We start from the raw sequence: 24,470 nt of genomic DNA on the forward strand, positions 1-24,470 counted from the left end.
GAACCACAGCCTTGATCTAAATTATAACCCGCAACACCAATATTCTATAAGCACAGTAAGACCATCACTACCTTCCGAGGTTTACCTATGACAATGCTCTCAAAACAAGAACTTACAGCAGCACTTAACACTAAACCGCCCCTGGTGGAACAAATGATAGACCCCGCCGTCCAGACCCAGCCCAACGGTGTTGAAATGACCCTGCAAAGTGTCCTCAGCCTGCAAGGCCCGGGCTCGGTAGCCTTTGACAACAGCGAGCGGCAGTTGCCGGATACAGAACCTCTGGAATTCGACGGCGACGGTTGGCTGCACCTTGAACTTGGCATATACAAGATCATCTACAACGAAGTAGTGAACATACCCGATGGCCTGGCCGCCATTGCCAGGGCCCGCTCAAGCCTGCTACGCTGCGGTGTAGCGCTTGAGACAGCTGTGTGGGATGCGGGTTACAGCGGGCGCAGTGAGAGTCTGCTTGTGGTGCACAACCCTGCGGGTTTCAGGCTAAAGCGAAATGCCAGGGTCGTACAGCTGATCTTTTTCAGGCTTAGTAGTGATGTCAGCGAAGGCTACAGCGGCATATACCAGAATGAAAACAAATAAGATGGCAGGTCCGGTCACGACCGCCTTCGAATAACCAGCCCTGCCGTGACCAACATCAAGAAACAAAACACAACACCAGATGAGGGCGAGCCGTATTCAGGGATATCCCCAGGTCCGCTGCTACCAGATGTCTTGCTACCCAGCGGGTATTCTGTCTGGATAATATCATAAATAATTTCCTTGCGGTTCCCACAAGAATTCACTTTCCAGTCAACTTCGGGAGCCAGGTTCGCAGAGGGTTGTTATTTGACTATGCATCCCTCTACATTTTTTTAAATTGCCCATGAAAATAATAAAAAATCTCTACAATTGCTTCAATCTTTCAACGATCCGGCGCTTCTTATCAATAGCTGCCAGGGCAGCATTATCAATCCTGTTACACATTTGTTTAAAGTCCATTGGCTCTTCCTCCTACCAGTTTTTTTATCGGTGTGTATGCAGACTCCCTGAACCTGGGAGAAAAGTCCACAATTTCACCATTGATCTCAATTCTGGCACCTGAACCCTCCACGACCTCTCCGATCACATCTGCCGCAATGTCCTTTGACCTGAGTACTCCGATTATGTCATCTGCAGCACCGGGCGGAGCAATGATGAGAAGTGCATCCAGGGATACACCCAGGTAATCTATCTTAAGTTCTTCCAGCATAGACAGCACTGACGGGTTTACCAGCGGCCGGATACGGTCTTCCTTAAACACGAGTTCTACTCCCGCGGTTCGGGAAATTTCCTTTGCATCACCCCGCACACCACCGTTTGTCACATCGGTCATAGCATGGATTCGTTCCAGAAGCCCTGCTTCCATGATGGCCTCACATGCATCGATGAACTTGATATTGATGGTCTCATCCACAATATCATGTCTATCATAATACAGGGCAGTGGTGGAGATGGTGCCTCCTCCCGCCCCTTCTGTCATCAGTACAAGATCACCGGGCTCTGCTAATATCCTGGCAGAGATGGTCTGGGTTATACCCATTGCACCAACACCGCCTGTCATACGTTCCCCTATAACCATGTCCCCGCCGATGCGCAGGGTACTGCCTGTTATCAATGGCACGCCTGTAAGTTCAGCCACTGCTGTAATACCTGCAATATGGTCGAATATCCTGCCCACGTCCCCGTCATCAGCCAGATGGATATCAGACAGCATGGCCAGCGGCCGGGCCCCCATTGCATAGATATCCCGAAGCGCCGCCCTGGCCACATGGAATCCTGCCAGGAAGGGGTAATCACTGAGCCTGCTATGGATGCCGTCCACTGTCAGCACATGGTACTCACCGCTGCCTGTCTTGACCACGCCTGAATCGTCCAGGTGTGAGGAATCCACTTCGGCTGTTGTCTTGCCTATCACCCTGGCTATTTGCTCATGGGTATAGAAATCCCCTGCACCCCGGCTGCCCACGCCGAACTGTCCCATGGTAATGCCTGATATGACTGGTTCAAGTATCTCACCCTCGGGCTTAAGGGTAGCACTGGCTTCTACCATGACAGCATGGGCCAGTTCCCTTGCATGGTGCTTTGTTACCCTATCACCCTTTATCTCAAGTATCCGCCGGGTCAGTCTCTTCTCTATCTGGCCTTCGTTCTCACCCGATAACAATGCTCGCTTTGCATAACCTTCAATGTCCATTGTCCAGAAGGATGTGTATACTGATTATTAAAGTTTCGTTAAAATTTCAGGATAAAATTACCACACAAAGGCAACATCTTTCATTTCACTGTTGCCTGACAGGTCTTTCAGGATGGCCAGTACTTCCTCTGTTGTGATATCCCCAACCTTCATGCTCATGCGGATAACCTGCTCAACCTCTACCTGGCCTGTATGTCCAAGGAGCCTGACAATACGCCGCACAGTATTCTTCTGCCACTCATATTCCCTTGTCTGGAAGGTTCTTATGGAACGTAGGAAATCTATCTTCCTGAACTCGGGCCAGTAGGGTGCACAGAAATAGGCGGCACATTCATTGCCGTTGGCCTGCCAGGGCAGGAAATTTGACATCCTCTCATCGCCACCGGTCCTGATGATCAGGTCAACATCAGGGACTGCCAGGCTGGTGGAGGGATACAGATGGGATGAGATGATCTCCTCATCAATATCAGACACCTCAAGCTGGCCGCTTTTTACCTTTTGGGCTAGCACTCTTGCAGTATCCACGATCTCCTGGCGGCCTCCATAGGCCATGGCAATGTTCAGGTACATACTATCGTAATTCCTTGTGATGGTCTCGGCCTGCCTTGCTGTTTCCCTTAATCCGGCAGGTAACAGGTCAATATTTCCCAGTATCCTGACCCGCATCCTTCGCTCATGGGTACGCTCATCCTGCATTAGTTTCTCAAGCTTGAGACCTATAAGTTCGAAGAGTTTCTGCTTTTCCTTATCTGAGCGGTTCTGGTTCTCTGTGGAAAAGGCATAGACTGTTATTTGTTTCACACCCAGTTCATAGCACCAGTCAAGGACGTTTTCTGTTGTGTTTGCACCCAGGTTGTGCCCCTGCCAGACGGTCATACCCAGCTTTCTGGCATACCTGCGGTTCCCGTCCATGATTATAGCTATATGTCCGGGAACCCTGAACTCTTTTATTTCCTTGGTGAGCAGGTATTCATACCCGGAATAAAGAACTGTATCAAGTGTTTTTTTTAATGTAACAAGACCATTATCCATATTATCAGTTATATATAATTAGTTATACAAATACTTATTTGTTGACGACAATTTATTAAAATGATTATACTGTAGTTTAAATCGGCAGTGTTAAAAATTATGGTGCTGCCACTCAGGGACTCCAGGCGATGATGGCACAGCCTCTATATACTATACAAAAACTATTCAAGTAATCAATTCGTTTATTGAATAATGAAACACGAGCTGGTAGTGGGCATATCAGGTGCATCCGGTGTCATATACGGCATACGGCTGCTTGAGGTGCTAAGAGAAAATACAGATATTACAGTCCACCTGGTAGTGTCTGAATCTGCAAAGCAGATAATCGGTATTGAGACTGATTATTCAATTACCGATGTGGAGGCCATGGCAGACCACTTATGGAATGAGCAGGACTTCACCGCACCAATTGCCAGCGGTTCACATAAGACCGCCGGAATGGTAGTGGTTCCATGCAGTATGAAGACCCTTGCAGGAATTGCAAATGGTTTCTCTGATACACTAATTGGACGCTCAGCCGATATCTGCCTGAAAGAGGACCGCAGGCTTGTGCTTGTTCCCAGGGAGACGCCGCTGAGCCTGATAGACCTTGAGAATATGGTGAAGGTCAGGCGGGCTGGTGCTGCGGTGCTTCCTGCATGTCCGGGGCTGTATCCAAAACCACAGTCCGTGGATGAGATGATTGATTTTATTGTGGGCAGGGTACTTGACCTATTGGATATAGAGCATGGGTTATACCGCAGGTGGGAATGAAACGGGTAGGTGAGAAACTTATTTTAGAAAATATCAACCTGAAAGGAAATCAATTCCCTTATTGGGTTGAATCTTAAATTTCATCGGTTCTTCCGGGATCTGGGTATTTCTCATTTTCACGACTTCGAGACATCGCTCGTGTTTATTTGTATATGGGTTTTCCTTATTTGACATTCTGATTATACCATAAACAGAATAAGATGCAATATTTTCAGTTCTTTTATTCGAAGTTTCATCTATAGTAAAAATAGTAGTGTAATTCCTTTTCGATAGCATATGATTCAAGGCATCAAATTGACTCCTGAATTCACTTAATAAAATATTAGGTGTAAATACTCCAATATTGTCTATAACCACAACATCATTTGTCCCAACAATAATATCTTTCAATTGTATAATGTTAGTCGACATTTTACTACTTTCGGTACCCCATTCTACATTACTTATGGCCTCATATACCCGTTCTTCATACACTCGCTGAATTACCAAATTCCCATCATTATAAAATGGTCTTAAATCCAGTCCAAGTGATTCGGCCTGTAACAATATATCTTCTGGCGTTTCTTCAGTAGCAATGAACAAACAGTTTTTACCATTTTTGCAGGCCTGATACAATAAATGCAGTCCCAATATGGTCTTTCCTGAACCAGTGTTGCCTGTTATTAAAATCCCTTTACCTTCAGGATATCCTCCCTCCAGTTTGCTGTCTAATTTTGGCAAGCCAGTTGAAATTCGTTCCATTATAAATTATCTCCTATACATAATACCTTAAAAAAACAATAATTATCTCCAGCAGCTATGGTTTTTTCAATATCAACACTAATATCGCTGTAGAGCCGAAGACCTACTCTTGTTAAAATGGCCTTTCCTAATATGCAAAACATAGGATTTATGTTGGTATCACCCCATGGACATTTAGTATTTAATAACATAAAACCTTTATCGCCCATTTTATCAATTGAGAAAGTTGCTCCCAGTTTGTTTATTAAGATGCAAAATGACTGGGCCATTTCTAACATATTTTCAGGCTGTTTTTGAATATGTTTTGCCCATAGGAATAATTCCACCTGTTCACTCATCTGACGAATAACTTCAGTCTTCCTACTTGAATCAATACTTCTAAAAAGGAAGGGAAGAAGATTAGTTAGTATGGCCCTGAAATCATTTTGTGCCTCTATTATTGCTTTGCTTTTAACCAATTGGTCATGAAAATGTTTTGCCTTCAGCAAGGATCTTGTGCGGGTAATTAACTCTTGGGTGTTTATCGGTTTTGTGAGGAAATCGTCAGCATCTACCTCTATAGCTTTAATCCTGTCCCCCACATCGGAAAGGGCTGTAATCATTACCACAGGTGTAAAACGGGTGGAATCTCCCTGTTTTATTATTTTACATACTTCATATCCGTCAATTCCCGGCATCATGATATCCAGCAGCACAATGTCCGGGTTCTCCGAATCTACTTTTTCAAGAGCTTCTTCCCCACTATAAGCCGGTATTATTTCATAGTCTCTTTTAAGAATGGCTGTGATGAGTTTTACATTTGTAGGCAGGTCATCCACCACCAAGACCTTACTACGTTTCATATTTTCCTTACTCTTTAACATTGTCATTGTCATTCACTTTGCACGTCTCCATATTCTATCGGTACATTGAAAGTAAATACACTTCCTTTTCCAAATTCACTTTCAGCCCGGATCCTGCCTTGCATGAGGTTAACAACTTTCTCACAAAGGCATAGTCCAAGACCAGTACCTCTTGGTTTACTTTCCAACTGTGAATATATCTGTGCAAATGGTTCAAATAACCTGGGAATATCTTCTTCCTTAATGCCTATGCCTGAGTCCTTAACAATGACCGGGATCTCATTCCCTGTATTATTACCTGTTATTTCAATAATTCCTGAGTTCGTAAACTTTATTGAATTACTGGCAAGGTTAGTTAAAATCTGGGTGAACCTTTGTTTATCCTGAAACACCTGGATGTCTGGCGGGATGTCAACCTTGTATTGCAGCCCCTTCCCTATTACTGCGCCTTCTAACTTGGATATTACCTCGTTTATTACATCATCCAGCAAAAACATCTCTAAAACAAGTTCGATCTCACCTGCTTCGATCGTGCTGATATCCATCACATCATTTATGAGTTCTAACAGGTCCTGGGCACTTTCATAGACCATAGTGAGTTGTTCTTGTTGTTCATCTGATATTTCAGTGGTCTTGTCCTCCAAGATCAAACTGGTAAAACCCAAAATCGAAGTAAGTGGTGAACGCAGTTCATGACCCACAGATGATAAAAACGTGCTGCTTAGCATGTCTTGTTCAATAGAGGAGGCGCTTTTATCCAGTGATTCTTCCCCCTGGTTACTTGTGCTCCATGACTTCCTGCTGAAGTATTTCATACTTTAGGAAATTGTTTAAGGTAACTGCGAACTGCATCCCGAATTTTTCAAGCAGCAACATCTCATTATCGCCTAAAATCCTGTAAGGTGACGCCATCAGGTCAACCATACCGATTAAACTGCCTTTCAGCCTCAATTGTAAGCTGATTATGGATGCCTCCACATTAACCTGCTCAGATTCGGCCAGTCCCGGGATATGTGCAGAAAGTGGTGAAATGGTCACTGGATTATCAGGGTCAAGGACCTTTTGCATAGCAGGGCTGTCCAGGGACTGCCGTTGTAACAGTTCCACAAACTTTGGCGGCGATCCCACAGACCATTTAATTTCAATCTTATTTTCTTTTATTAAATATATTACTCCGCCTTCCAATTCCATTATGTCAACGATTTGCTCAAGAGCGCATTTGATAAGTTCATTAGAATTTACACAGTTGCTGAACAGGTTGCCCATTTCATAGAGTCTGGCAATCTCGCGGTTTTTCTTTTCAACCATTTCCTGTATCCTGTTTCGTTCCGTAGCATCACGGAACACCCCAATGTGGAATGTAATATCACTGCTTTCATTTTTTACAGGAGATACAATCCCTTCAAGATGAACTATACTGTCCTTTTGAGTGGTCTGCTCGATTTCAAATGGTTTATGAGATGCATATACTATATCTGGTATGCACGGTGAATGATGTTCATCAGGGGACATTGTTCCGGGAGGAATTTCACATTCTAAAATATCGTGCATCCTCTTATTGCAGTAGATGACATTCAAATCAGAGTCAGTCACCATCACACCGTCCCCCATGTCACTAAGTACAGTATCAAGGAAGTTCTTTGTATTTTCAAGTTCACTGATCTTTTCCTCAAGTTTCCTGAAGATACGGTCACTGTACAGTTTCAGGTATTCTTCCTCGCTCTTTATAAGGGGATTTACAGGTGCTGTCACCCCGATCTCATATTCTTTGAGGGTGGTTCTAATTTCATGGAGCAGGTCCCTGGGCTCTGTCGGCTTGATCATGAACCGTGATGCACCCAGGGAAGCTGCAAGTTCCTTGTCCTTTTCGCTTACATAATGTGCAGTGTAGAAAATAAATGGAATATTACTCAAGTTCCCACTTTTATTTATTTCACGCAGCAGTGTGAAACCATCCATCTCAGGCATCATAATATCTGATATTATCATGTCTGGTTTTGATTTTCTTAAATACTTTAATGCATCAATACCACTCACAGCTTCAGCCACCTCATATCCATTGGATATAAGAATTGTTGAAACCAATTTCCTGTCTGTCTTCCTGTCATCAACTACCAGTATTGTCATTGTTCCTCAGTTTTTCAATTTTTTCTACAATAGTCAGTGGATCAATAGGTTTTTAAAAGTACCCGTCACACCCCACATCAAGTATCTTTTCCCTGTCACCTGCCATGGCATATGAAGTTATGGCAATGATCGGGATTTCCTGCATGTCATCCACCATACGAATGCGTTTTACAGCCTCTATTCCATTGATATCCGGAAGCTGGATATCCATCAATATTAAATCCAGCCTCTCCGCTATTGCTTTTTCTACGCCTTCCTCCCTGGAAAAAGCTTTAATGGGTTCGTACCCATGTTTATTTAATACTAAACAGATTTGTTTCATATTATTTTCATTATCTTCAACTGCAAGCACCCGCTTCATTTTGATTCAGCCTCCGTGTCATATTTTTCAAGTTTAACTGGAATGTTTATGGCAAATGTACTGCCAGTACCATACTCAGATGTTACTTCTACTGTGCCTCCAAGTACATCCTCTGTGAGTTTTTTTGTCAAATATAGACCAAGCCCTGTTCCCTGTGTTTTTGCGGAAAGGGATGATCCAAGCCTTACAAATGGTGCAAATAATTTTGGAATATCATCAGGCATTATCCCAATACCAGTGTCTATAACAGATATGTTTACCATACTGTTTATAGTTTTTGCATGTAAGGTAATCATACCTTTGTCTGTAAACTTATTATACTAAACCGCATCTATTTTTTATAACTTTCATATACTATGACTGCATTATATGGTATATGAAAAAAGGTGAACCATTTCAACGAGTTAGCATTTTAGATGCAGAATATGAACAACTTATAGTTGTTGAGCCGAAAACCAAGTCTGTTAAAGCGCTGAAGCGCATTCAAGCGTTTAAGCTCATGTATCTTGGTTGGAAATATTCAGCTATTGCTGAATTCTTATCAGTTACGAATAATACCATCACTAATTGGATCAATTACTATAAAGAAGGTGGAATCGACTCTTTACTCTTGCTCAATTATAAAGGCGGACAAGCAAAATTAAGTGAAGAGCAATTATCTGAACTTAAAATCGAAGCCGGTAAAGGTGCATTTGCTATTGCAAAAGACTTACGGCAATATATAAAGAAGAACTTTGGTATTGAGTACAATTTGAGTCATGTGCAGCTCTTGTATAAAAAAAACTTCAATTATCCTTTAAGAAAACAGGATTGATTCCAGGTAAGGCTCCAATCGAAACAGTACAGAAAGATTTTATCCGGCAGATATAGTACTATTCCCAAGAAAAAAGAACGGTCTTTGAAAATCGGAAGTATTAATGGTAGTTTACTGATTAATAACTAAGGTATTGTATTACAACGAAATATATTATATTCTAATAATCCAGTTAAGATACCATGCTCCCTTCAAAGGTAAAGGACTGGATGGTAGCTGGTTTATGGGAAGATATGGACCAGGCCATCTACTCAGTTAACAAGTTAAAACTGTTAAACGGAGCCTACTGGTTCTGGCTCATGTCAGATTATGAACAAAACAACCCCAGAATGCTTCAGGTACTTATCAGCCACGGGGCTTTTGATTATAAACTGAACGATAAACATTTCATCAATAATCAATCCAGTTATGAAAAATTTACATGCTATTGCGGCATCTGGGAATATAGGGACGGTAAGGTATCAGACCTGGTCCATGACAGTTGTGACTGCACTGTAACCCCGGGCCAATTCCTGTGTGTTACCGAATCAGGGTATGAAATCTCAATCACCAACTCATTCCCGACTTATGACATGATAGTCACGAACAGGGATTCTGTAGTTACAAAGTTCAGTTCGGTCTCCTCGAAATTCAATGGAGGATATATACAAAATCCACTGGTCAGTTATCCGTCCGGAATAGCCTACAGTGAGGATTTCGATGCCTATGCCCGCAACAGCAGGGGGTTTCAGTATTTCGTTGCAAGTAAGATGAGCGACCTGTTCGCAACATGTGAGGGGGAATTATTCGGACGGGACTTCCAGGGCAGTTTCTGGCTGGAAAGGTCCCTGGGTTTTGGTTCCACGCTGCCGTGGAAGATCGTCATGGTCAATTTCAGCGATAAATCCAGGTTATGGTACCGTTATTTCCCCTCTAAAATCCTTAATTACGGGTCGCCCCTCGAGTTCATTTTCGATGATATGGTCACTAAAAGGCGCTACCATTTCAGTGAAATGAAGTTTGAGTATACAGGCAGCAACCATGGACCCACAATGAAATTCGGTCCGGGTGTGGATACCATACATTTATCAGCCTCAGGGGATCAGGGTGAAAAAATACACCTTACTGCAAAGATACTGGACAGGCACCTATACAGGTACGATGTGGCCAGGATAAAGTTCAACTACAACCAGCTCGTGCTGGAAGTAGAGGATATTGAAGCAGTAGTGGACGGCACAGACCTGATGCAAGATAAGGAGCAAACATTGAGTTATGGTGAGGATGCCTATTTCAGCTTACAGGATGGCGTGGACTAGTGTCAAGTCAACCATACAATATCGCTAGATATATTATCTGACACTGTTTCATTTCCCAGTTATTTTTAAGACGCAGATTTACACTGATTTACGCAGATTTAAGGTTGCATCTGCGTAACCTGCACGCCCTTAAGGCGTAGCAGGCATTCACTTCCCGCGGAAGTGAATGTATCAGTGTAAATCTGCGTCTAATATTATTATTGAAATAATTTGATTTTAGAATTGTGCCCTATTCCCTTCATAATCTGACACTTTGATGTTGACTTGACACTAGGCTTTAATGGACCGGGATGGGATGATCGAAATGGGATAGACCGGAATGGTTTATTTCCCGAATCTGCGCTGGCGTTTCTGGTAATCCCTTAGAGCACGCAGGAAATCCAGTTTTCTTAAATTGACCCAGCTAACATCAGTGAAATATATTTCTGAATACACTGACTGCCAGATCAGGAAATCAGCCAGGCGTTTCCCTCCTGAACGTATCACCAGGTCAGGTTCATACTTGATAAGCAAGTGTTGTTCAATGGCAGACCCGTCAATATCCCCTGGTTTCAGCCTACCCTCCCTAACCTCGGACATTATCTCCCTGAATGCTTCTGTTAGTTCTTTTTTGCCGCCATATCCCAGGGATATGTTGATCTGTATCCTTGAGGTTTCACCTTTCCTGAGATTTTTAATCTTCCCGTCAAAAGACAGCAGGTCAATCCCAGCATCAACCTCCAGCAATGTATCAGTTAAACATGTTACCAGCTCATTGTAAACCTGGCCCTTGATCGCGGTATCCAGGTCTATCAGGCTGACATAGATTGTGAGGATATTGATACCATATTCCCGGCACCATGTGATAAAGTCAAGTATCCTATCGGGAGAACCAGTCTCAAGTAGGTCACTTTCTGTAATGATAAGCACGATATGGGTGGGAAGTGAAGAAACATCCTTTCGTATAACCTTGTCAAGCTTTTGCTCATAGAGCCGGGAAAAGAATTTCATTGTATATTAGTAATACCTGTAGGATAAATTATTTGCCTTGTGAGGTTGTCTGGAACCCTTGATATCAATGTCTGTTGAAGTATGCAATGATGTGTCTTTCAAATACCTATTGCAATTCATACTGTTAGCTATACTGCTGCCCTTTTTCCCATTGATATACATTGTGGTTGCACTTATTCCCATTTTAGCTGTCCATTTATTGAAGTCCAGGCAACACAGTGCTCTTCCGTCATCACTGTCCGGCATGTTACTGGGTGTAATTATTATGGGGTCCCTGGCCATTTTAATGGAGTATTTAGGGTACGAATTTCCGCTGTATATCATAGGTGCTTCTATTTCTATCACCTGTGCCGGTAGTGCGGCAGCATGCGTAATCCGTACGAGGGGAGGTCGAAAACCTGAACTGGACGATAAGTTTATTTCAGCCACATCAAGTATCGGCCTTATTGTGATCGGTGCATTAACAGCATGTGTAATGGCATACTGGATCATTAGCTGGCTCAATGTTTACGTAACACTGAGCCAGTTGTTCTTCCTTGCGCTCATTGGTGCCGTGACAGGTGCACTGCTGGAATCCATCCCGTCCAGGACAGATAAGAACCTGACAATGATACTGGGTTCGTTCATGATCATGTGGCTTTTTGCCGGTTTTGGGTATTATGTGAACTTTGACCACTTGTCGGCCATCTTCATATTCTCATTATTTTTAGCATATCTGGCATACCGTTTTGATATTGCAGATGTGTCAGCTATGCTTTCGGCCACCTTGCTGGGTGTACTGATCATAGTTTTTACCAACTTCAACTGGTACCTGATACTGATCACATTTTTCCTGTTGGGGGGGGCTTTTACCAGGTACGGATATGATTATAAGCAAATTATGGGGGTAGCACAGGACAAAGGGGGGGTCAGGAGCTATGAGAATGTACTTTGCAATTCTATTATTGCACTTATACTGGCCGTGGCCTATGGCATGTATCACGAGATTTATCCCCAGTTCGGTGCAGTGCTGATGTTCGCTTATCTTGGTGCAGTGGCAACGGCTACCGGGGACACTCTTGCAAGTGAGATAGGGGAGACATATCGGGGCAAACCTGTGATGATCACTAACTTCAAACCTGCCAGACCAGGGACCGACGGGGCGGTTTCCAGGCTGGGCGAACTGGTATGCATTGCCGGGTCTTTCATCATCGGTGTGCTGGCCCTGGTGTTGGGTGTGATAGACCTGCCTGCTTCAGGTCCTACTACCTATGTTTTCTGGATGTTGATCGTTATACTGGGCGGATTTTTGGGTACTAATTTTGATAGCCTTCTGGGTGCTACTTTACAGCAAAGGGGCTGGCTCTCCAATAGTGGGGTGAATCTTGTAGCCACAATGGGTGGCGCCTTTATATCAGGAGCTGCTTATTATGTTCTGTCTGGGCATGTAGTGTAGAGGATATCACTCAGGCCTCCGGAGCCTGGAACCTGGGTTCGACTCCCAGCATGCCCGCTTACTCACCTGATAGTGCTTCCCCGATGTCAATGGGGGGGCTGGTTTTGATTCCGGGCATATACGCCCATTTACATCTAAAAAGTTCCACTTCAGGTTAAATTTGAAAAAGAAAAAAAAGAACCCTTTGCAGGGACAGAGTTGTTTTAAATTTTATCAACTATTTCGATATGGATCTTCTTTACGTTAGGTTTCTTGATATTGTCTGGCATCCAGCTTGGTTTGTTCTTTGGAGCAGAAACCTCTTCTCTCCATCCATTATAATGGTGGAGTTTCTTTGTACCTCTTTCCCTGAGAATGATTAGTTCTGGCCTCTTCTTGGTTCCATTTCCCCTGTTAGCTGCTTTGAGGGCAGCTTGTCTGGGCTGTTTACCAGTAAACACTCCATGTTCTTTGCCTTTCTTATCTCTCAATACAAAATTTCTTGTTTCTGTCATAATCAATACCCCTTTAATGGTTTACTGTTACCGCTCATGTTTTTAAGTAATAGTATTTAAACCTATTTCATAAGTTATGTCGAAGCATGTTGATTTTTCGTTATAGATTTTTTATTCGTATTAGATATTTGCATCAATACATTTTCATATATAATGTCAACTGATAGTGGTTCATAAATTCTTAACAAGAAAAATCCATATTTTTTCATTATCAATTCATTATTTCATATTTAGAAATTTATCTATTATGTTTTGCATTTTGTCCTTGTGGGCACTTTATATATATTTTTATTGTATCCTGGGTTAGACAATCGATTTTAAAAAGTTAAATCATCCTTTCATTTGAATCTACTTTAGTATGTAGTGTTTTTTCTATGTACTTACAAAAAGGTTAAATGGAAAAACAATTATTAAGAATCATTCTACCATCTGCTCCGATAGTGTAGCACGGCCAATCATGCAGGACTCTCACTCCTGCGACTGGGGTTCAAATCCCCATCGGAGCACTTAAAATTTATTTATACTCATATTATATGATGCTGGTTTTTCTGCGAAAATATCTTTAATTGTATATACTTTTTGGTACGATAATGTCTTTTTGATTTTACCCTTGGCTTGCGGACCGGTTTTGTGAAGATGATTTGCAAGGGTTTCTATTTTCTGCGACGCTTGCGTCGTCTGTACTTTCCAGATTTATAAGCATAAATGATATTAGATATTGAATATTTTATTTATATTCAATGAAAAAAATATGCACCGATTCCCATTATTCCCAGCATCCTGGCAGTGGTTGATTGCCTCCTTTTTGCCGAAGTAAGAATACCGCGGCTAAGGGCATAAATCAGAAATTAGAATACGGGTCATCTGGATCAATGGCATTTCTGTCCATCTCCTACAGAGCGGCCCTGAGGCGTCCTTGTAGTTTTATGCTTTTATTTAGGACCTATGAACAACACCAAGAAACACCATTTAAACCTTTCCGTGTAAATATTTATTTTATATGAAATTGTCTTAAAATTACAGATATACTTTACCATTTTTTGTGGCTGTCGGATATTTTAGTGCTGTAACATTATCAAGTATTGTGTTCACTTGCCTGAAAACTAAATCTGCGTTCGTATAAACTTGCCGCCCCAGCCCGAAGGTTTCAGCATACTTATCCTGCGGCCTCCCAGGCGAGCCAGGGATATGCAGGGGTGTGGTGGAGCTATTGAGTACCTCCATAATGCAAAGATCACTTATGACAAATTTCATATCATTAGGATTACGAATAACATTATTGATTAAATCAGAAGAATTAAATATAAGACCAATAAATTATTTACTAAGACCAAGTTTATCTGTTTGAAGAATCCTGATAAGTTATTTGGTGTTGAAAAGAGCAGATTGTATTTTATCAAGGACCTTGATACGAACCAACTGTATATATTACAGTAATAACTAACTATAAAAACTTAACATGAACATAATACAAGCCATTAACCTCACAAAAAGGTATAGGATAAACAATATCGCCATAGATGCCCTACAAGATGTGAACCTAAAGATAGAGGAGGGAGAATTTGTAGCCATTAACGGACCCAGCGGTTCAGGCAAGTCCACCTTATTGCATATGCTAGGCTGCATCGACCATCCCACCTCTGGTAAAATCTATATCAATAATACAGACACTTCAACGCTATCATCAAAATCACTGGCTAAGCTCAGGCTCAGGCAACTGGGGTTCGTATTCCAGCAGTTCCATCTCCTGCCCACCCTCACCGCATTTGAGAACGTGGAACTTCCTATGCGTGAAGCCGGTGTGCCCGGGAAAGAACGAAGGGAAAGGACCGGGTCATTGCTGGAATCTGTGGGGTTAGGCAGCCGGACCCGGCATATACCCTCCCAGTTAAGCGGAGGGGAACAACAGAGGGTGGCCATTGCCAGGGCACTGGCCAACAGGCCGGCCATCGTATTTGCTGACGAACCGACCGGTGAACTGGATTCCGGTACAGGGAGACGCATCCTGGACATATTTAAATCAATTAACCGCGAATTCCTTCAAACAATAATTATAGTAAGCCATGACAAATCAGTGACCTCCAGAGCACACAGGGTCATTCATCTCAAAGACGGGAGAATTGTGCAGTGACATACCTGAAGATGTCGTTGAAGAACCTGCGCCGCCGTCGATACCGGACACTCTTTACCATAACAGCCATCGGTATTGCCATCGCCCTGATGGTACTACTGACATCGGTAAGCCTGGGACTAAAAGAGAACAGCGCCGCCTCCGGTTCCATAGATTTCTGGGTGGTGCCCGCTGACTCGGACATCCTGGACCCGGTATTGGGTTCGGGGCAGACCATGCTGGGTGATGTCCACAGTGAGATAGAGACCCTGTTCCTTGACCCAAGGGTCAAAGGGGCAAGTCCTGTGCTAAACAGGGTGGTATATGCATATACCAATGATCCAAATAAGACCAGTGTAGTGCTTGCAACGGGTGTGATCCCTGGCGCAATTGATGTTATGCCGGCTGCAGCAAGCGGTTTTAAAGGCGGTGACCCATACTTCTTTGGGGGAGGATGGACCGATGAAGCTGTTATTAACAGGCAGATGGCAGACCTCCTTGGACTGGATGTGGGTGACCGGTTGAACCTTGACATTTCCACCGGAATCTTTGCATCTCCAAAGGGCTTCAAGGTGGTCAATATCATAGACACTGTGGATTATTCCGGAATTCCTGTTGTAGTGATCCATCTATCTGAATTACAGTATATTACCGGAAACCTGGAAGGTGACAGGGCAGACCAGATCCTGGTAGAGGGGCCTGATGCAGGACCCCTGCTGGAAAAACTCTACCCTGACCATCTTGTATTATCAGGCTCTGAATATACTACTTTCAAAATAATAAGTGACAAGCGCATCCTTGCAACAGCAGCAGCTACAGCCCTGGTCTCTTTTATCCTCGGGATGTTGTTTATCGGCACGACTATGGTAATGTCGGTCAGTGAACTGGAGGGGGATATGGCAGTAATGAGCGCCATCGGTATCTCAAGAATTTCCATTCTAAAAACAGTATTCTATGAATCATTGTTCCTTTCGGCAGGGGGAGGTCTCACAGGAGTACTGCTGGCCGTGGTCGGAAATATGTTTTTGAATAATATACTTACCAGGGTTATCGGTCTCAATGTCAGTCCCGCTATCGAACCCATGTTGCTGATCGGGGGTTTCACCGTATCGGTGGGTGCAGGAATATTCACAGGTATAATGGTTGCCCTGTTAATGAAACGGCCTGATATGACCCGGGCATTTTAAACTAGGTTTTCAACACTCCCCTCATATCCAATACCCCAAAGCCTTCCCTACAGTCCTGGGAGTAGCCTCCCTCTCAACCAGTTCCACCACTGTCCTGAGATTAAGGGGTATGCACCCCTCAAAATCCCCATTTTTTATTTCTTCCTTGAATACACTGCGACCAGTATCCCCATAATCCCAAGCATTAACCCAAATCCGGGTATCCCTTTGTCCGAAGTAGTTTCTGTCGTAGGCGTAGGCTCAGCCACTATACCAGATGTTGCAGCAGGTTCTCCGCTGCTTGACCCCTCGACCTGCCCCAGTATCATGAAGGTAGAGAATCCAGGGGTCGGCGATGAATACTACTAGTTTCCGCCAGCCTGCCTGTCAGGAGTTCGATTTTCGCTGCACTAAGCCCGCCGGCGATACATACTCGATCACAGACGTGCGCGCTGCCTGCACAACCACTCCTGCCGCGTCTGCATCCTCTACCATTCCCGCGATCGAACCGGCGGCGCATCTCTATATACACGCACATGCCGCCTGTGTGTGGTCTGAACACAGGAAACGGGGCAGGTGCGGGGTGCGAATCGGAAGCGTTCACGAAAGCCGTGCCTAAGCTGCCTGAGAAAGTGCCGGTTTAATCCAAAATAGCGAATCCAAATGGACTGGACACCAAAGAACAATACTTAACGTGCTTTAAATATTTCCTCAAGTCCCTTAATTGTGGTATTATCCGTTTCTTCGATCCGGGCAGCCAGTTTTTGTATTTCTTCTTCGTTTAAGATGCCCCTTAAAATGAGTGCCCTTAGAATGCCTTTAATGTCAAAATATAAAATCCCGTTTTTGGTGCAGAAATTTTTTGCCTTTTTGTCGTTTGTGAGAAGTATTCCGCCCCTATGTTTGCAGATAATAATTCCTTGAAGTTCGCCTTTGTGTAGATATTTTTCATTATTAATAAGTGAAACATATTCTTTATGTTCATCTTCACTCAGATTAATTACTTCTATATCAGTAAAAACATCGTCAACGAATGAAAAACCTACTTCTTTGGCTCTTAAAAGTTCCTCATATACTGCTGAAGGCATTTTAAGTTCCTTGAAGAGCCGTTTCAATGTGGCAATGGATCTGACTTTACCAAACATACTTAGAATATCGGTGTCGACCACCGATATCATCCAAAAACCTCAGTGATCTTTTGATCGATCTTTTCTATGGAGTCACCTTCAACAACTCTTTTGTATCCCTTTTCTGCCAGGATCTCTTTAAACTCTGGTGTGGTAACCCCCGCCATTTCGGCTGCTTTTGCAAGTGATGCTTTCTCCCGTACATAGAGATTGATAGCCAGTTCTACCCTGATCGACTGATTTGAGCGTAATATCAATTTTACAGCTTCATCCAATAGCTCGGATTTATTTTTGAAATATCTGGGAATTAAAAATTTCAATCCCTCGTCTGTTAGATATTCAGTCATTTGAGCTCACCATCATTAGTTTATGATAGACAAGTATAATAAATATACTCTTATAACAGTACTTTCGGTTACAAATAGTCCCGAGTGTGCATAATTTCACACCGTCGCAAAATACTCAACAATTTCAATTTTACGACCAAAATAATAATAAATGAGATTGAGGGGTATGCACCCCTCAAAATACTCCAACCTTATTTCCTTCTTGAATACACTGCGATCATTATCCCCATAATCCCCGCCAGTATCCCGAATCCGGGTATCCCCTTGTCCGAAGTAGTTTCTGGCGTAGGCGTAGGCTCAGCCACTGTACCAAAAGCCGTCGCAGCAGCAGGTTCACCGTCACTTGACTCCTCAACCTGCCCCAGTATCATGAAGGTAGAGAATCCAGGGGTCGGCGATGAATACTGGTAGTATCCGCCAGCTTGCCCGGTCATTGTGGTCTTAAGGAGCTTCCATTTACCATCATGGTGCCTCTATAGGGTAACAGTGGCAGGGTCGATGTTGTTCTCTTCGAACCAGGTTGCAGGTACCTGGAAATTTATAACTGAACTGGAGAACTTATCTTTAGACCATCCACTGGTTCAAAAAAATATGTTGACATTCGGGATATGGGGAGTTTCAAACGAACTCCCGGTCTTTTATCAGTAGAATAGAGTTTCCAGCAGGGACACTTCAGATATTTCCATGAAATCCTTATCCCTCGTAGCTATCTTTTCCGCCCCGTTTGTGATGGCAATGCCTGCTATAAGGACATCAAGCGTATTAACCGGTCTCCCTGTGGTCAACAAGTCTGCCATTATCTCGCTTGATTTCTCTGCTGCATTTAAATCAAATTCAAGAATCTTGATCTTTGAGAAAAATCTTCTGAAAAACATTTCCTCTTTCTTAGCCTTTTTATGTTTTATTCCAGATAAAATCTCGTGGTATGTTATAACTGTTGTTGCTACATCAGAATCGATTATACTTAATGTCCCGCGCTCGCCCTTGAAAAGATCAATTAGAAAGCTTGTATCGAGAACGATCATATTCTAACTCTCGAATTTTCCCTCATCTTCTTAGATTCCGCATCTAATTCATCTAATACTCTACTATCGCTTAGAACTCCAAAAAACTCTGATAAATTTACCTTTTTCTCCTTTACCAACCGCTCTATCACGTTGCTGAAACTTTCAGTCTCCCCCTTCGTACTATTGAGTATTTCGTACAGGTCGGGCCTAATTGATATTGTTTTAGCACTCATAATCTCGGTTTTGTATAGATAATATTTAACAGTGCCCATCTCTATTTTGAGTATATTATGATTCAAAATATAATAACTGTTTCGACTGTTGGCATGGGTACGGGCAGGCAGGCGGCGCATCTCTATCAATACGCACCTTCCGCATGTGCGGAGTCGTCTGAACACAGGCAGCAGTGGTGTATGAGGGGATCGAGTATATTTTCTAACGAGAACAATCGAAATATCAGTCACCAACAAGACAAACATCAACATCCCGGCAGGGGAACACATCCAGGATAATAGACCCGCACCATCTCAGAAAACCTACATAGAAACAAAGTTAGCCAGACGCATACAAACCCAAATATCCACACCCGATCCTATTTCGCCCTGTACTGCACAGCCGACTCCTTCAACGCATCGATACCAGGCAGCTTCTCGCCAGCCAGAAAGTCGATACAGGCACCCCCACCCGTACTGATATGATCAATCCTTGATCCCACACCAAGTTGTTCCACTACTGCCGCACTATGCCCGCCGCCAATAACACTAAAACCCGATTTAGTAGCCGCATCGATGAGTTCAACTGTCCCAAGAGTGAAAAGCTCCCTTTCGAACACTCCAGCCGGGCCGTTCATAACAACTGTCCTTGCATTCCTGATATCTTTTGAGAATTTCACAATAGTCTCCAGCCCGATATCCAGTATAGGCAGATCAGGATGACGGTTCTTATTCAGGATATCGATCGACTCTTCCACCCTCACCACATTCTGAGCGAAAATTCTCCAAGGACTATTCTTGTCTGCTCTCCTCCAGTATGCGTATCTACCATAAATGAGACACTCTCGGTCCTCATAACATTATCATAACATAATTCATTACAAAACTTTAATAATAGACAATAGTGTATAATAAAATATGAATATAGCAATTTCTGAAGATGCAATTCCTATTGTTAGAGATTCGATCAATAGGGAAATAATCCTATTGGAGTCGAAGATTAGCTTGCTTAATAGTGAAATTAAACTATTTGAAGAAAAATACAACATGAAATCTTCAGAATTCCAAAAAAAATTTGATCAAGGAGACATTGGAGATTCACAGGATTTCTTTGAATGGTGGGGCCTAAAAAAAGGTCTATCAATAATAGAAGATAGATTGAACAAAGCAAAAGGGGTGATTGTCCATTGGTAATTGCGGATTATTTTAAATCCGTTGAACAAATATTGAATAACTCAAGACTGATTATTGATAAATCCATTGAATTTATAGAATTCAGCAGTGATGAAGGAATGATTAAAGGAAGATTATTATTCATGGGTGGTTATTTACTTGACTTTATGGAATATATCTCAATTGGAAAAGAACGATTAAAATATCGATTTAATCTATCAGATAACAATAGCAATTTAATATTTCGATATGACAATGCACCTCATCATAAGGACATCCTTTCATTTCCACATCATAAGCATACAGGTACGAAAGTAGAACCATCTACAGAGATTGGAATCGCGCAAGTAATATCAGAAATTGAGATAATAGTATTAAACGAATCTAAAAGTTAATCCAAATATCTGGGTGGATCATTTATTTGGAAAGTCTCAATACATCGTGGACACTTTTGATGTCTATTCTATTTAATGCATCCTTTTTAATGCATCGTGGACATTGACGAAAAAGAAAGAATTGTGCCCTATACCCTTCATAATCCGGTACTTGAAGGTTGACTCGAAATTAGAGCATTGCCATTAAGATTGAGGGGCATTGCACCCCTCTAAATCCCAATTTTTTATTTCTTCCTTGAATACACTGCGATCAGTACCCCAATAATTCCCAACATTATACCGAATCCGGGTATCCCCTTGTCCGAAGTAGTTTCTGGTGTAGGCGTAGGCTCAGCCACTGTACCAAAAGCCGTTGCAGCAGCAGGTTCACCGTCACTTGACCCCTCAACCTGCCCCAGTACCATAAATGTGGAGAATCCAGGGGTCGGCGATGAATACTGGTAGTGTCCGCCAGCCTGCCCGGTCATTGTGGTCTTAAGGAGCTTCCATTTACCATCATGGTGCCTGTATAGGGTAACAGTGGCAGGGTCGATGTTGTTCTCTTCGAACCAGGTTGCTGGTACCTGGAAATTTATAACTGAACTGGAGAACTTATCTTTAGACCATCCACTGGTTCCGACAAATACGTCGACATACTTGTATATTTCACCGGCAGGCGGGTCAGTGGTTATACTGCTAGGCCGGCCTTTCAGGACTTCGATCTTTGCTGCTACCAGGCCATAGGTTTTGTCTGGTGTAACATCAACTGATGTTACTACATTATTGAAGTTGTAGTTCGAAGACTCACCAGCTTGAAGATATATTCTTAAGACAACTGTTTCGTCTACATTCTCAGGTTCATCGCTGGTGCCAATACCACCACTACTGCCGCCTCCACTGCTTGATGGTGGGTTTTCGACGCTAACCGTGGAGTTGTCAGTAGATGCGTTGAAATAATAAGTCAAGTTATAGAACCGAATAGAGAATTTATATGTTCCTGTTGAAGATTCTGTCCGGTTGAAGGAGGCATTTCCGTCTGTTACCGCCTTTGGTGTACCTACTATAATTCCATCCCTTACCAGAGTCGCATTTCCTATAAAGTTTTCAGCATATTCTCCCTGTGTAGTGGCGTTTAGCCAGAAGGTTTTGCCTGGATTAACAGTATTAGTAGCAGGCGGAGAAGATGTGATATTTATATCTCGTTTTGTTATATTCACCTTGAAGGTGTCGGTGTCATTAACTGTGGATGTATTTGTCGAGTTTGCATTCACCCTGACAGTGATTCTCTGAACCGTCGAGTTTGAGACAGTCTGGTTTCCCCATCCGGTCGCGTCCTTGTTCACTGTTCCCAGTGTACATTCTGTAAGCCATGAGACATTGTAGCTCACTTTCATTTTGGTTGCTGTTGCATTTGCTACCGTGACCGAATGGTTCAGGTTGAAATTTCTACCCCAGTCTCTGGTTATCCCGGTGATATTGCTAATTGCCAGAGTTGGTCCATTAATGGTTACAGACGAATTGGAGGTTGAAGCATTGTTGTAATGCGTGAGGTTATAGAACCGTATTGAGAAGTTAAATGTCCCTGCCAGAGGTTCTGTCCTGCTGAAGTTCACATTCCCGCTTGATATATCCTGACTCTCGATAATGGTTCCATCTTTTATCAGACCGGCAGTACCGATGAGTATATCTCCATATTCGTCTCTTGCAGAAGCGTTTATCCAGAAGGTCGTGTCAGGGTCAAAGGTCTGTGCTGGTTTCGGCTGAGATGTGATTTCCATGTTCCGCCTCGTTATGTTTAACTGGAACTTACCTGTGTCGTTTATTGCGGATCCGGTAGTTGATGTTGCATCCACCCTTAGCGTGATGTTTTGCACTGTCGAGTTAGAAAGTGTCTGGTTGTGCCATCTCATTCCGCCTTGTGCTATCGTTCCCATTGTATCGTAATTCAGGATCCATGATACGTTGTAAGTCAGGTTCACGTTGCTAGCGGCTGCATTGGTTACCGTGACCGAGTGGTTCAGGTTAAAGCTTTTTCCCCAGTCGCGGGTTATGTCATTGACGTTGTCGAGAGTCAGTATTGGACCGCGGACAGTTACCGTTGAGTTGCTTGTAGACTTGTTGTCATAATGAGTCGTGTTGTAGAACCGGATTGAGAAATTGAATATTCCGGCAGCAGATTCGTCTGTTGAGAAGTTCGCATTTCCATTCATGACATCAGTAGTATTTACGATACTTCCGTCTTTTATCAGGTCTGCTTTTGCTATGAACGCCTCGTTGTGTTCGTCTTTCGCACTACCGTTTATCCAGAACGTATCACCAACACCCACGGTTTGTTCTGACCCTGGATTTGCTGTTATGGTTATGTCCCGTCTGGTGATGTTGATGCTAAACGTCTCGCTGTCGTTTATTGCAGATCCGGTCGTTGAGGTTGCATCCACCTTGACCGTGATCTTCTGGACTGTCGAGTTTAAGCGTGACTGGTTGTGCCATTTCATCCCGTCTTTTGCTATCGTTCCCATGTTGTTATTATCCGTGATCCAAGAGACATTGTAGGTCACGTTCACGTTGTTTGCGATTGTGTTGGTTACTGTGACCGAGTGGTTCAGGTCAAAGTTCCTGCCCCAGTCGCTTGCTACGTTATCAACGTTTCCGAGAGCAAGTGTTGGACCGTGGACTGTCACAGTTGAGTTGCTTGTGGACGCGTTGTTGTAGTGACTCGTGTTGTAGAACCGGACTGAAAAGTTAAACGTGCCTGCGGTGGACTCTATCCTGCTGAAGTTCACATTTCCGTTTGAGATGGTTTGATTCCCGATGATAACTCCTTCCCGGATCAGATCGGCTTTGCAGATGAGGTCTTCTCCGTGTTCGTCATTTGCTGAAGCGTTTATCCAGAAAGTCGTGTCTGTGCCAACGGATTGCGTGGATTCCGGCTGAGATGTGATATCTATGTTCCGTCTTGTTATGTTTAACAGGAATATCTCGCTGTCGTTTATTGCAGATCCGGTCGTTGAGGTTGCATCCACCTTGACCGCGATCTCCTGTACTGTCAAGTTTGAGCGTGTCTGGTTGTGCCATTTCATCCCGTCTTCTAACATCGTTCCCATGGTGTTGTTATCCGTGATCCATGAGACATTGTAGGTCACGTTCACGTTGTTTGCGATTGCGTTGGTTACTGTGACCGAGTGGTTCAGGTTGAAGTCTCTTCCCCAGTCGCTTGCTACGTTATCAACGTTTCCGAGAGCCAGGGTTGGACCGCGGACTGTCACAGTTGAGTTACTTGTAGACTTGTTGTCGTAATGACTCGTGTTGTAGAACCGGACTGAGAAGTTGAACGTCCCTGCAATGGACTCTATCCTGCTGAAGTTCACGTTTCCGTTTGATATGGTTTGATTCCCGATGATAACTCCTTCCCGGATCAGATCGGCTTTGCAGATGAGGTCTTCTCCGTGTTCGTCATTTGCTGAAGCGTTTATCCAGAAAGTCGTGTCTGTGCCAACGGATTGCGTGGATTCCGGCTGAGATGTGATATCTATGTTCCGTCTTGTTATGTTAAACAGGAATATCTCGCTGTCGTTTGTTGCAGATCCGGTCGATGAAGTTGCATCCACCTTGACCGTGGTCTTCTGGACTGTCAAGTTTGAGCGTGTCTGGTTGTACCATTTCATCCCGCCTTCTGCTATCGTTCCCATGGTGTTATTATCTGTGATCCATGAGACGTTGTAGGTCACGTTCACGTTGTTTGCGGCTGCATTGGTTACTGTGACCGAGTGGTTCAGGTCAAAGTTCCTGCCCCAGTCGCTTGCTACGTTATCAACGTTTCCGAGAGCCAGGGTTGGA

The 24,470-nt window shown here is 43.3% G+C and carries 28 protein-coding genes, 2 tRNA genes and 1 pseudogene; 11 read left to right on the plus strand and 20 right to left on the minus strand.

Annotated features, from left to right (window positions below):
- The first annotated feature begins 87 nt into the window (after window positions 1–87).
- Window positions 88–600: a deoxyuridine 5'-triphosphate nucleotidohydrolase gene (locus HF974_12540; protein MBC2699137.1), complete on the plus strand. Its 513-nt coding sequence runs from the start codon at window positions 88–90 to the stop codon at window positions 598–600.
- Window positions 601–614: 14 nt separating this feature from the next.
- Here HF974_12540 and HF974_12545 read toward each other — a convergent pair whose 3' ends face one another.
- The 3 genes and pseudogenes from HF974_12545 to uppS form a co-directional block, all read right to left on the minus strand.
- Window positions 615–803 carry a hypothetical protein gene (locus HF974_12545; GenBank protein ID MBC2699138.1) on the minus strand — a complete coding sequence of 63 codons (189 nt, stop codon included), beginning with the start codon at window positions 801–803 and terminating at the stop codon, window positions 615–617.
- 100 nt (window positions 804–903) lie between these two features.
- A pseudogene (locus HF974_12550) lies at window positions 904–2,233 on the minus strand (hypothetical protein).
- Between the two features lie 57 nt (window positions 2,234–2,290).
- Window positions 2,291–3,265 (minus strand): di-trans,poly-cis-decaprenylcistransferase, encoded by a 975-nt coding sequence (uppS, locus tag HF974_12555; protein ID MBC2699139.1) that lies wholly within the window; start codon window positions 3,263–3,265, stop codon window positions 2,291–2,293.
- Window positions 3,266–3,457: 192 nt separating this feature from the next.
- Here uppS and HF974_12560 point away from each other — a divergent pair, with 192 nt between their 5' ends.
- Window positions 3,458–4,018, plus strand: coding sequence for a UbiX family flavin prenyltransferase (locus tag HF974_12560; protein ID MBC2699140.1), 561 nt, complete (start codon window positions 3,458–3,460; stop codon window positions 4,016–4,018).
- A gap of 33 nt (window positions 4,019–4,051) precedes the next feature.
- Here the strand turns inward: HF974_12560 and HF974_12565 are convergent, their stop codons facing one another.
- Genes HF974_12565 through HF974_12590 form a run of 6 tightly spaced genes read right to left on the minus strand, consistent with a single transcriptional unit; the run spans window position 4,052 to window position 8,385 of the window.
- On the minus strand, window positions 4,052–4,759 hold the full coding sequence (locus HF974_12565; GenBank protein ID MBC2699141.1) for a DEAD/DEAH box helicase family protein: 708 nt from the start codon (window positions 4,757–4,759) through the stop codon (window positions 4,052–4,054).
- Complete coding sequence (locus HF974_12570; protein ID MBC2699142.1) at window positions 4,759–5,628, minus strand: response regulator; 870 nt, start codon at window positions 5,626–5,628, stop codon at window positions 4,759–4,761. Before HF974_12570 ends, HF974_12565 begins: the two co-directional genes overlap by 1 nt.
- 2 nt (window positions 5,629–5,630) lie before the next feature.
- Window positions 5,631–6,416 (minus strand): HAMP domain-containing histidine kinase, encoded by a 786-nt coding sequence (locus HF974_12575; GenBank protein MBC2699143.1) that lies wholly within the window; start codon window positions 6,414–6,416, stop codon window positions 5,631–5,633.
- Entirely contained in the window at window positions 6,379–7,728 is a 1,350-nt protein-coding gene (locus HF974_12580; GenBank protein MBC2699144.1) for a response regulator, read from the minus strand. Before HF974_12580 ends, HF974_12575 begins: the two co-directional genes overlap by 38 nt.
- Window positions 7,729–7,780: 52 nt before the next feature.
- Complete coding sequence (locus HF974_12585; GenBank protein MBC2699145.1) at window positions 7,781–8,089, minus strand: response regulator; 309 nt, start codon at window positions 8,087–8,089, stop codon at window positions 7,781–7,783.
- Window positions 8,086–8,385, minus strand: coding sequence for a hypothetical protein (locus HF974_12590; GenBank protein MBC2699146.1), 300 nt, complete (start codon window positions 8,383–8,385; stop codon window positions 8,086–8,088). Before HF974_12590 ends, HF974_12585 begins: the two co-directional genes overlap by 4 nt.
- Window positions 8,386–8,465: 80 nt before the next feature.
- On the opposite strand from HF974_12590, the gene HF974_12595 reads away from it, so the two are divergent.
- Window positions 8,466–8,903, plus strand: coding sequence for a helix-turn-helix domain-containing protein (locus HF974_12595; protein ID MBC2699147.1), 438 nt, complete (start codon window positions 8,466–8,468; stop codon window positions 8,901–8,903).
- Between the two features lie 182 nt (window positions 8,904–9,085).
- On the plus strand, window positions 9,086–10,198 hold the full coding sequence (locus tag HF974_12600; protein ID MBC2699148.1) for a hypothetical protein: 1,113 nt from the start codon (window positions 9,086–9,088) through the stop codon (window positions 10,196–10,198).
- A 324-nt stretch (window positions 10,199–10,522) separates the two neighbouring features.
- On the opposite strand, the gene HF974_12605 is transcribed toward HF974_12600, so the two are convergent.
- Window positions 10,523–11,188, minus strand: a complete 666-nt coding sequence (locus HF974_12605; protein MBC2699149.1) for an undecaprenyl diphosphate synthase family protein — start codon at window positions 11,186–11,188, stop codon at window positions 10,523–10,525.
- Between the two features lie 91 nt (window positions 11,189–11,279).
- On the opposite strand from HF974_12605, the gene HF974_12610 reads away from it, so the two are divergent.
- Complete coding sequence (locus tag HF974_12610; GenBank protein ID MBC2699150.1) at window positions 11,280–12,623, plus strand: TIGR00297 family protein; 1,344 nt, start codon at window positions 11,280–11,282, stop codon at window positions 12,621–12,623.
- Window positions 12,609–12,680 (plus strand) — tRNA-Arg (locus tag HF974_12615). The genes HF974_12610 and HF974_12615 overlap by 15 nt, the downstream gene beginning before the upstream one ends.
- Window positions 12,681–12,826: 146 nt before the next feature.
- Here HF974_12615 and HF974_12620 read toward each other — a convergent pair.
- Window positions 12,827–13,117, minus strand: a complete 291-nt coding sequence (locus HF974_12620) for a chromosomal protein MC1 (protein ID MBC2699151.1) — start codon at window positions 13,115–13,117, stop codon at window positions 12,827–12,829.
- Between the two features lie 431 nt (window positions 13,118–13,548).
- Between HF974_12620 and HF974_12625 the strand changes: the two genes are divergently transcribed.
- Window positions 13,549–13,623, plus strand: a tRNA-Glu gene (locus tag HF974_12625).
- Window positions 13,624–14,134: 511 nt separating this feature from the next.
- On the opposite strand, the gene HF974_12630 is transcribed toward HF974_12625, so the two are convergent.
- Entirely contained in the window at window positions 14,135–14,371 is a 237-nt protein-coding gene (locus tag HF974_12630; protein MBC2699152.1) for a hypothetical protein, read from the minus strand.
- A gap of 205 nt (window positions 14,372–14,576) precedes the next feature.
- Between HF974_12630 and HF974_12635 the strand changes: the two genes are divergently transcribed.
- Both HF974_12635 and HF974_12640 read left to right on the plus strand, forming a co-directional pair.
- On the plus strand, window positions 14,577–15,248 hold the full coding sequence (locus HF974_12635) for an ABC transporter ATP-binding protein (protein ID MBC2699153.1): 672 nt from the start codon (window positions 14,577–14,579) through the stop codon (window positions 15,246–15,248).
- The gene (locus HF974_12640) at window positions 15,245–16,414 is read left to right on the plus strand and encodes a hypothetical protein (GenBank protein ID MBC2699154.1); all 1,170 of its coding nucleotides are present in this window, start codon (window positions 15,245–15,247) and stop codon (window positions 16,412–16,414) included. Before HF974_12635 ends, HF974_12640 begins: the two co-directional genes overlap by 4 nt.
- A 134-nt stretch (window positions 16,415–16,548) precedes the next feature.
- Here HF974_12640 and HF974_12645 read toward each other — a convergent pair whose 3' ends face one another.
- From HF974_12645 to pgk, 7 genes are all read right to left on the minus strand, one after another.
- On the minus strand, window positions 16,549–16,722 hold the full coding sequence (locus HF974_12645) for a hypothetical protein (GenBank protein MBC2699155.1): 174 nt from the start codon (window positions 16,720–16,722) through the stop codon (window positions 16,549–16,551).
- Between the two features lie 360 nt (window positions 16,723–17,082).
- Window positions 17,083–17,538, minus strand: a complete 456-nt coding sequence (locus HF974_12650; protein ID MBC2699156.1) for a hypothetical protein — start codon at window positions 17,536–17,538, stop codon at window positions 17,083–17,085.
- Window positions 17,539–17,567: 29 nt separating this feature from the next.
- Entirely contained in the window at window positions 17,568–17,867 is a 300-nt protein-coding gene (locus HF974_12655) for a hypothetical protein (GenBank protein MBC2699157.1), read from the minus strand.
- 191 nt (window positions 17,868–18,058) lie between these two features.
- A complete protein-coding gene (locus HF974_12660; protein MBC2699158.1) occupies window positions 18,059–18,301 on the minus strand; it encodes a hypothetical protein in 243 nt (80 codons plus the stop codon).
- Between the two features lie 207 nt (window positions 18,302–18,508).
- The gene (locus HF974_12665; protein MBC2699159.1) at window positions 18,509–18,892 is read right to left on the minus strand and encodes a type II toxin-antitoxin system VapC family toxin; all 384 of its coding nucleotides are present in this window, start codon (window positions 18,890–18,892) and stop codon (window positions 18,509–18,511) included.
- Complete coding sequence (locus tag HF974_12670; GenBank protein MBC2699160.1) at window positions 18,889–19,107, minus strand: antitoxin; 219 nt, start codon at window positions 19,105–19,107, stop codon at window positions 18,889–18,891. The genes HF974_12665 and HF974_12670 overlap by 4 nt, the downstream gene beginning before the upstream one ends.
- A gap of 359 nt (window positions 19,108–19,466) precedes the next feature.
- Window positions 19,467–19,922: a phosphoglycerate kinase gene (pgk, locus tag HF974_12675; protein ID MBC2699161.1), complete on the minus strand. Its 456-nt coding sequence runs from the start codon at window positions 19,920–19,922 to the stop codon at window positions 19,467–19,469.
- An 82-nt stretch (window positions 19,923–20,004) separates the two neighbouring features.
- Here pgk and HF974_12680 point away from each other — a divergent pair, with 82 nt between their 5' ends.
- Window positions 20,005–20,280: a hypothetical protein gene (locus tag HF974_12680; GenBank protein ID MBC2699162.1), complete on the plus strand. Its 276-nt coding sequence runs from the start codon at window positions 20,005–20,007 to the stop codon at window positions 20,278–20,280.
- Window positions 20,274–20,654, plus strand: a complete 381-nt coding sequence (locus HF974_12685) for a hypothetical protein (GenBank protein MBC2699163.1) — start codon at window positions 20,274–20,276, stop codon at window positions 20,652–20,654. Before HF974_12680 ends, HF974_12685 begins: the two co-directional genes overlap by 7 nt.
- Before the next feature lie 224 nt (window positions 20,655–20,878).
- On the opposite strand, the gene HF974_12690 is transcribed toward HF974_12685, so the two are convergent.
- The coding region (locus HF974_12690) for a PGF-pre-PGF domain-containing protein (GenBank protein ID MBC2699164.1) at window positions 20,879–24,470 on the minus strand (3,592 nt) is incomplete at its 5' end.

It is taken from the genome of ANME-2 cluster archaeon (assembly GCA_014237145.1).
Lineage (GTDB): Archaea > Halobacteriota > Methanosarcinia > Methanosarcinales > Methanocomedenaceae > Methanocomedens_A.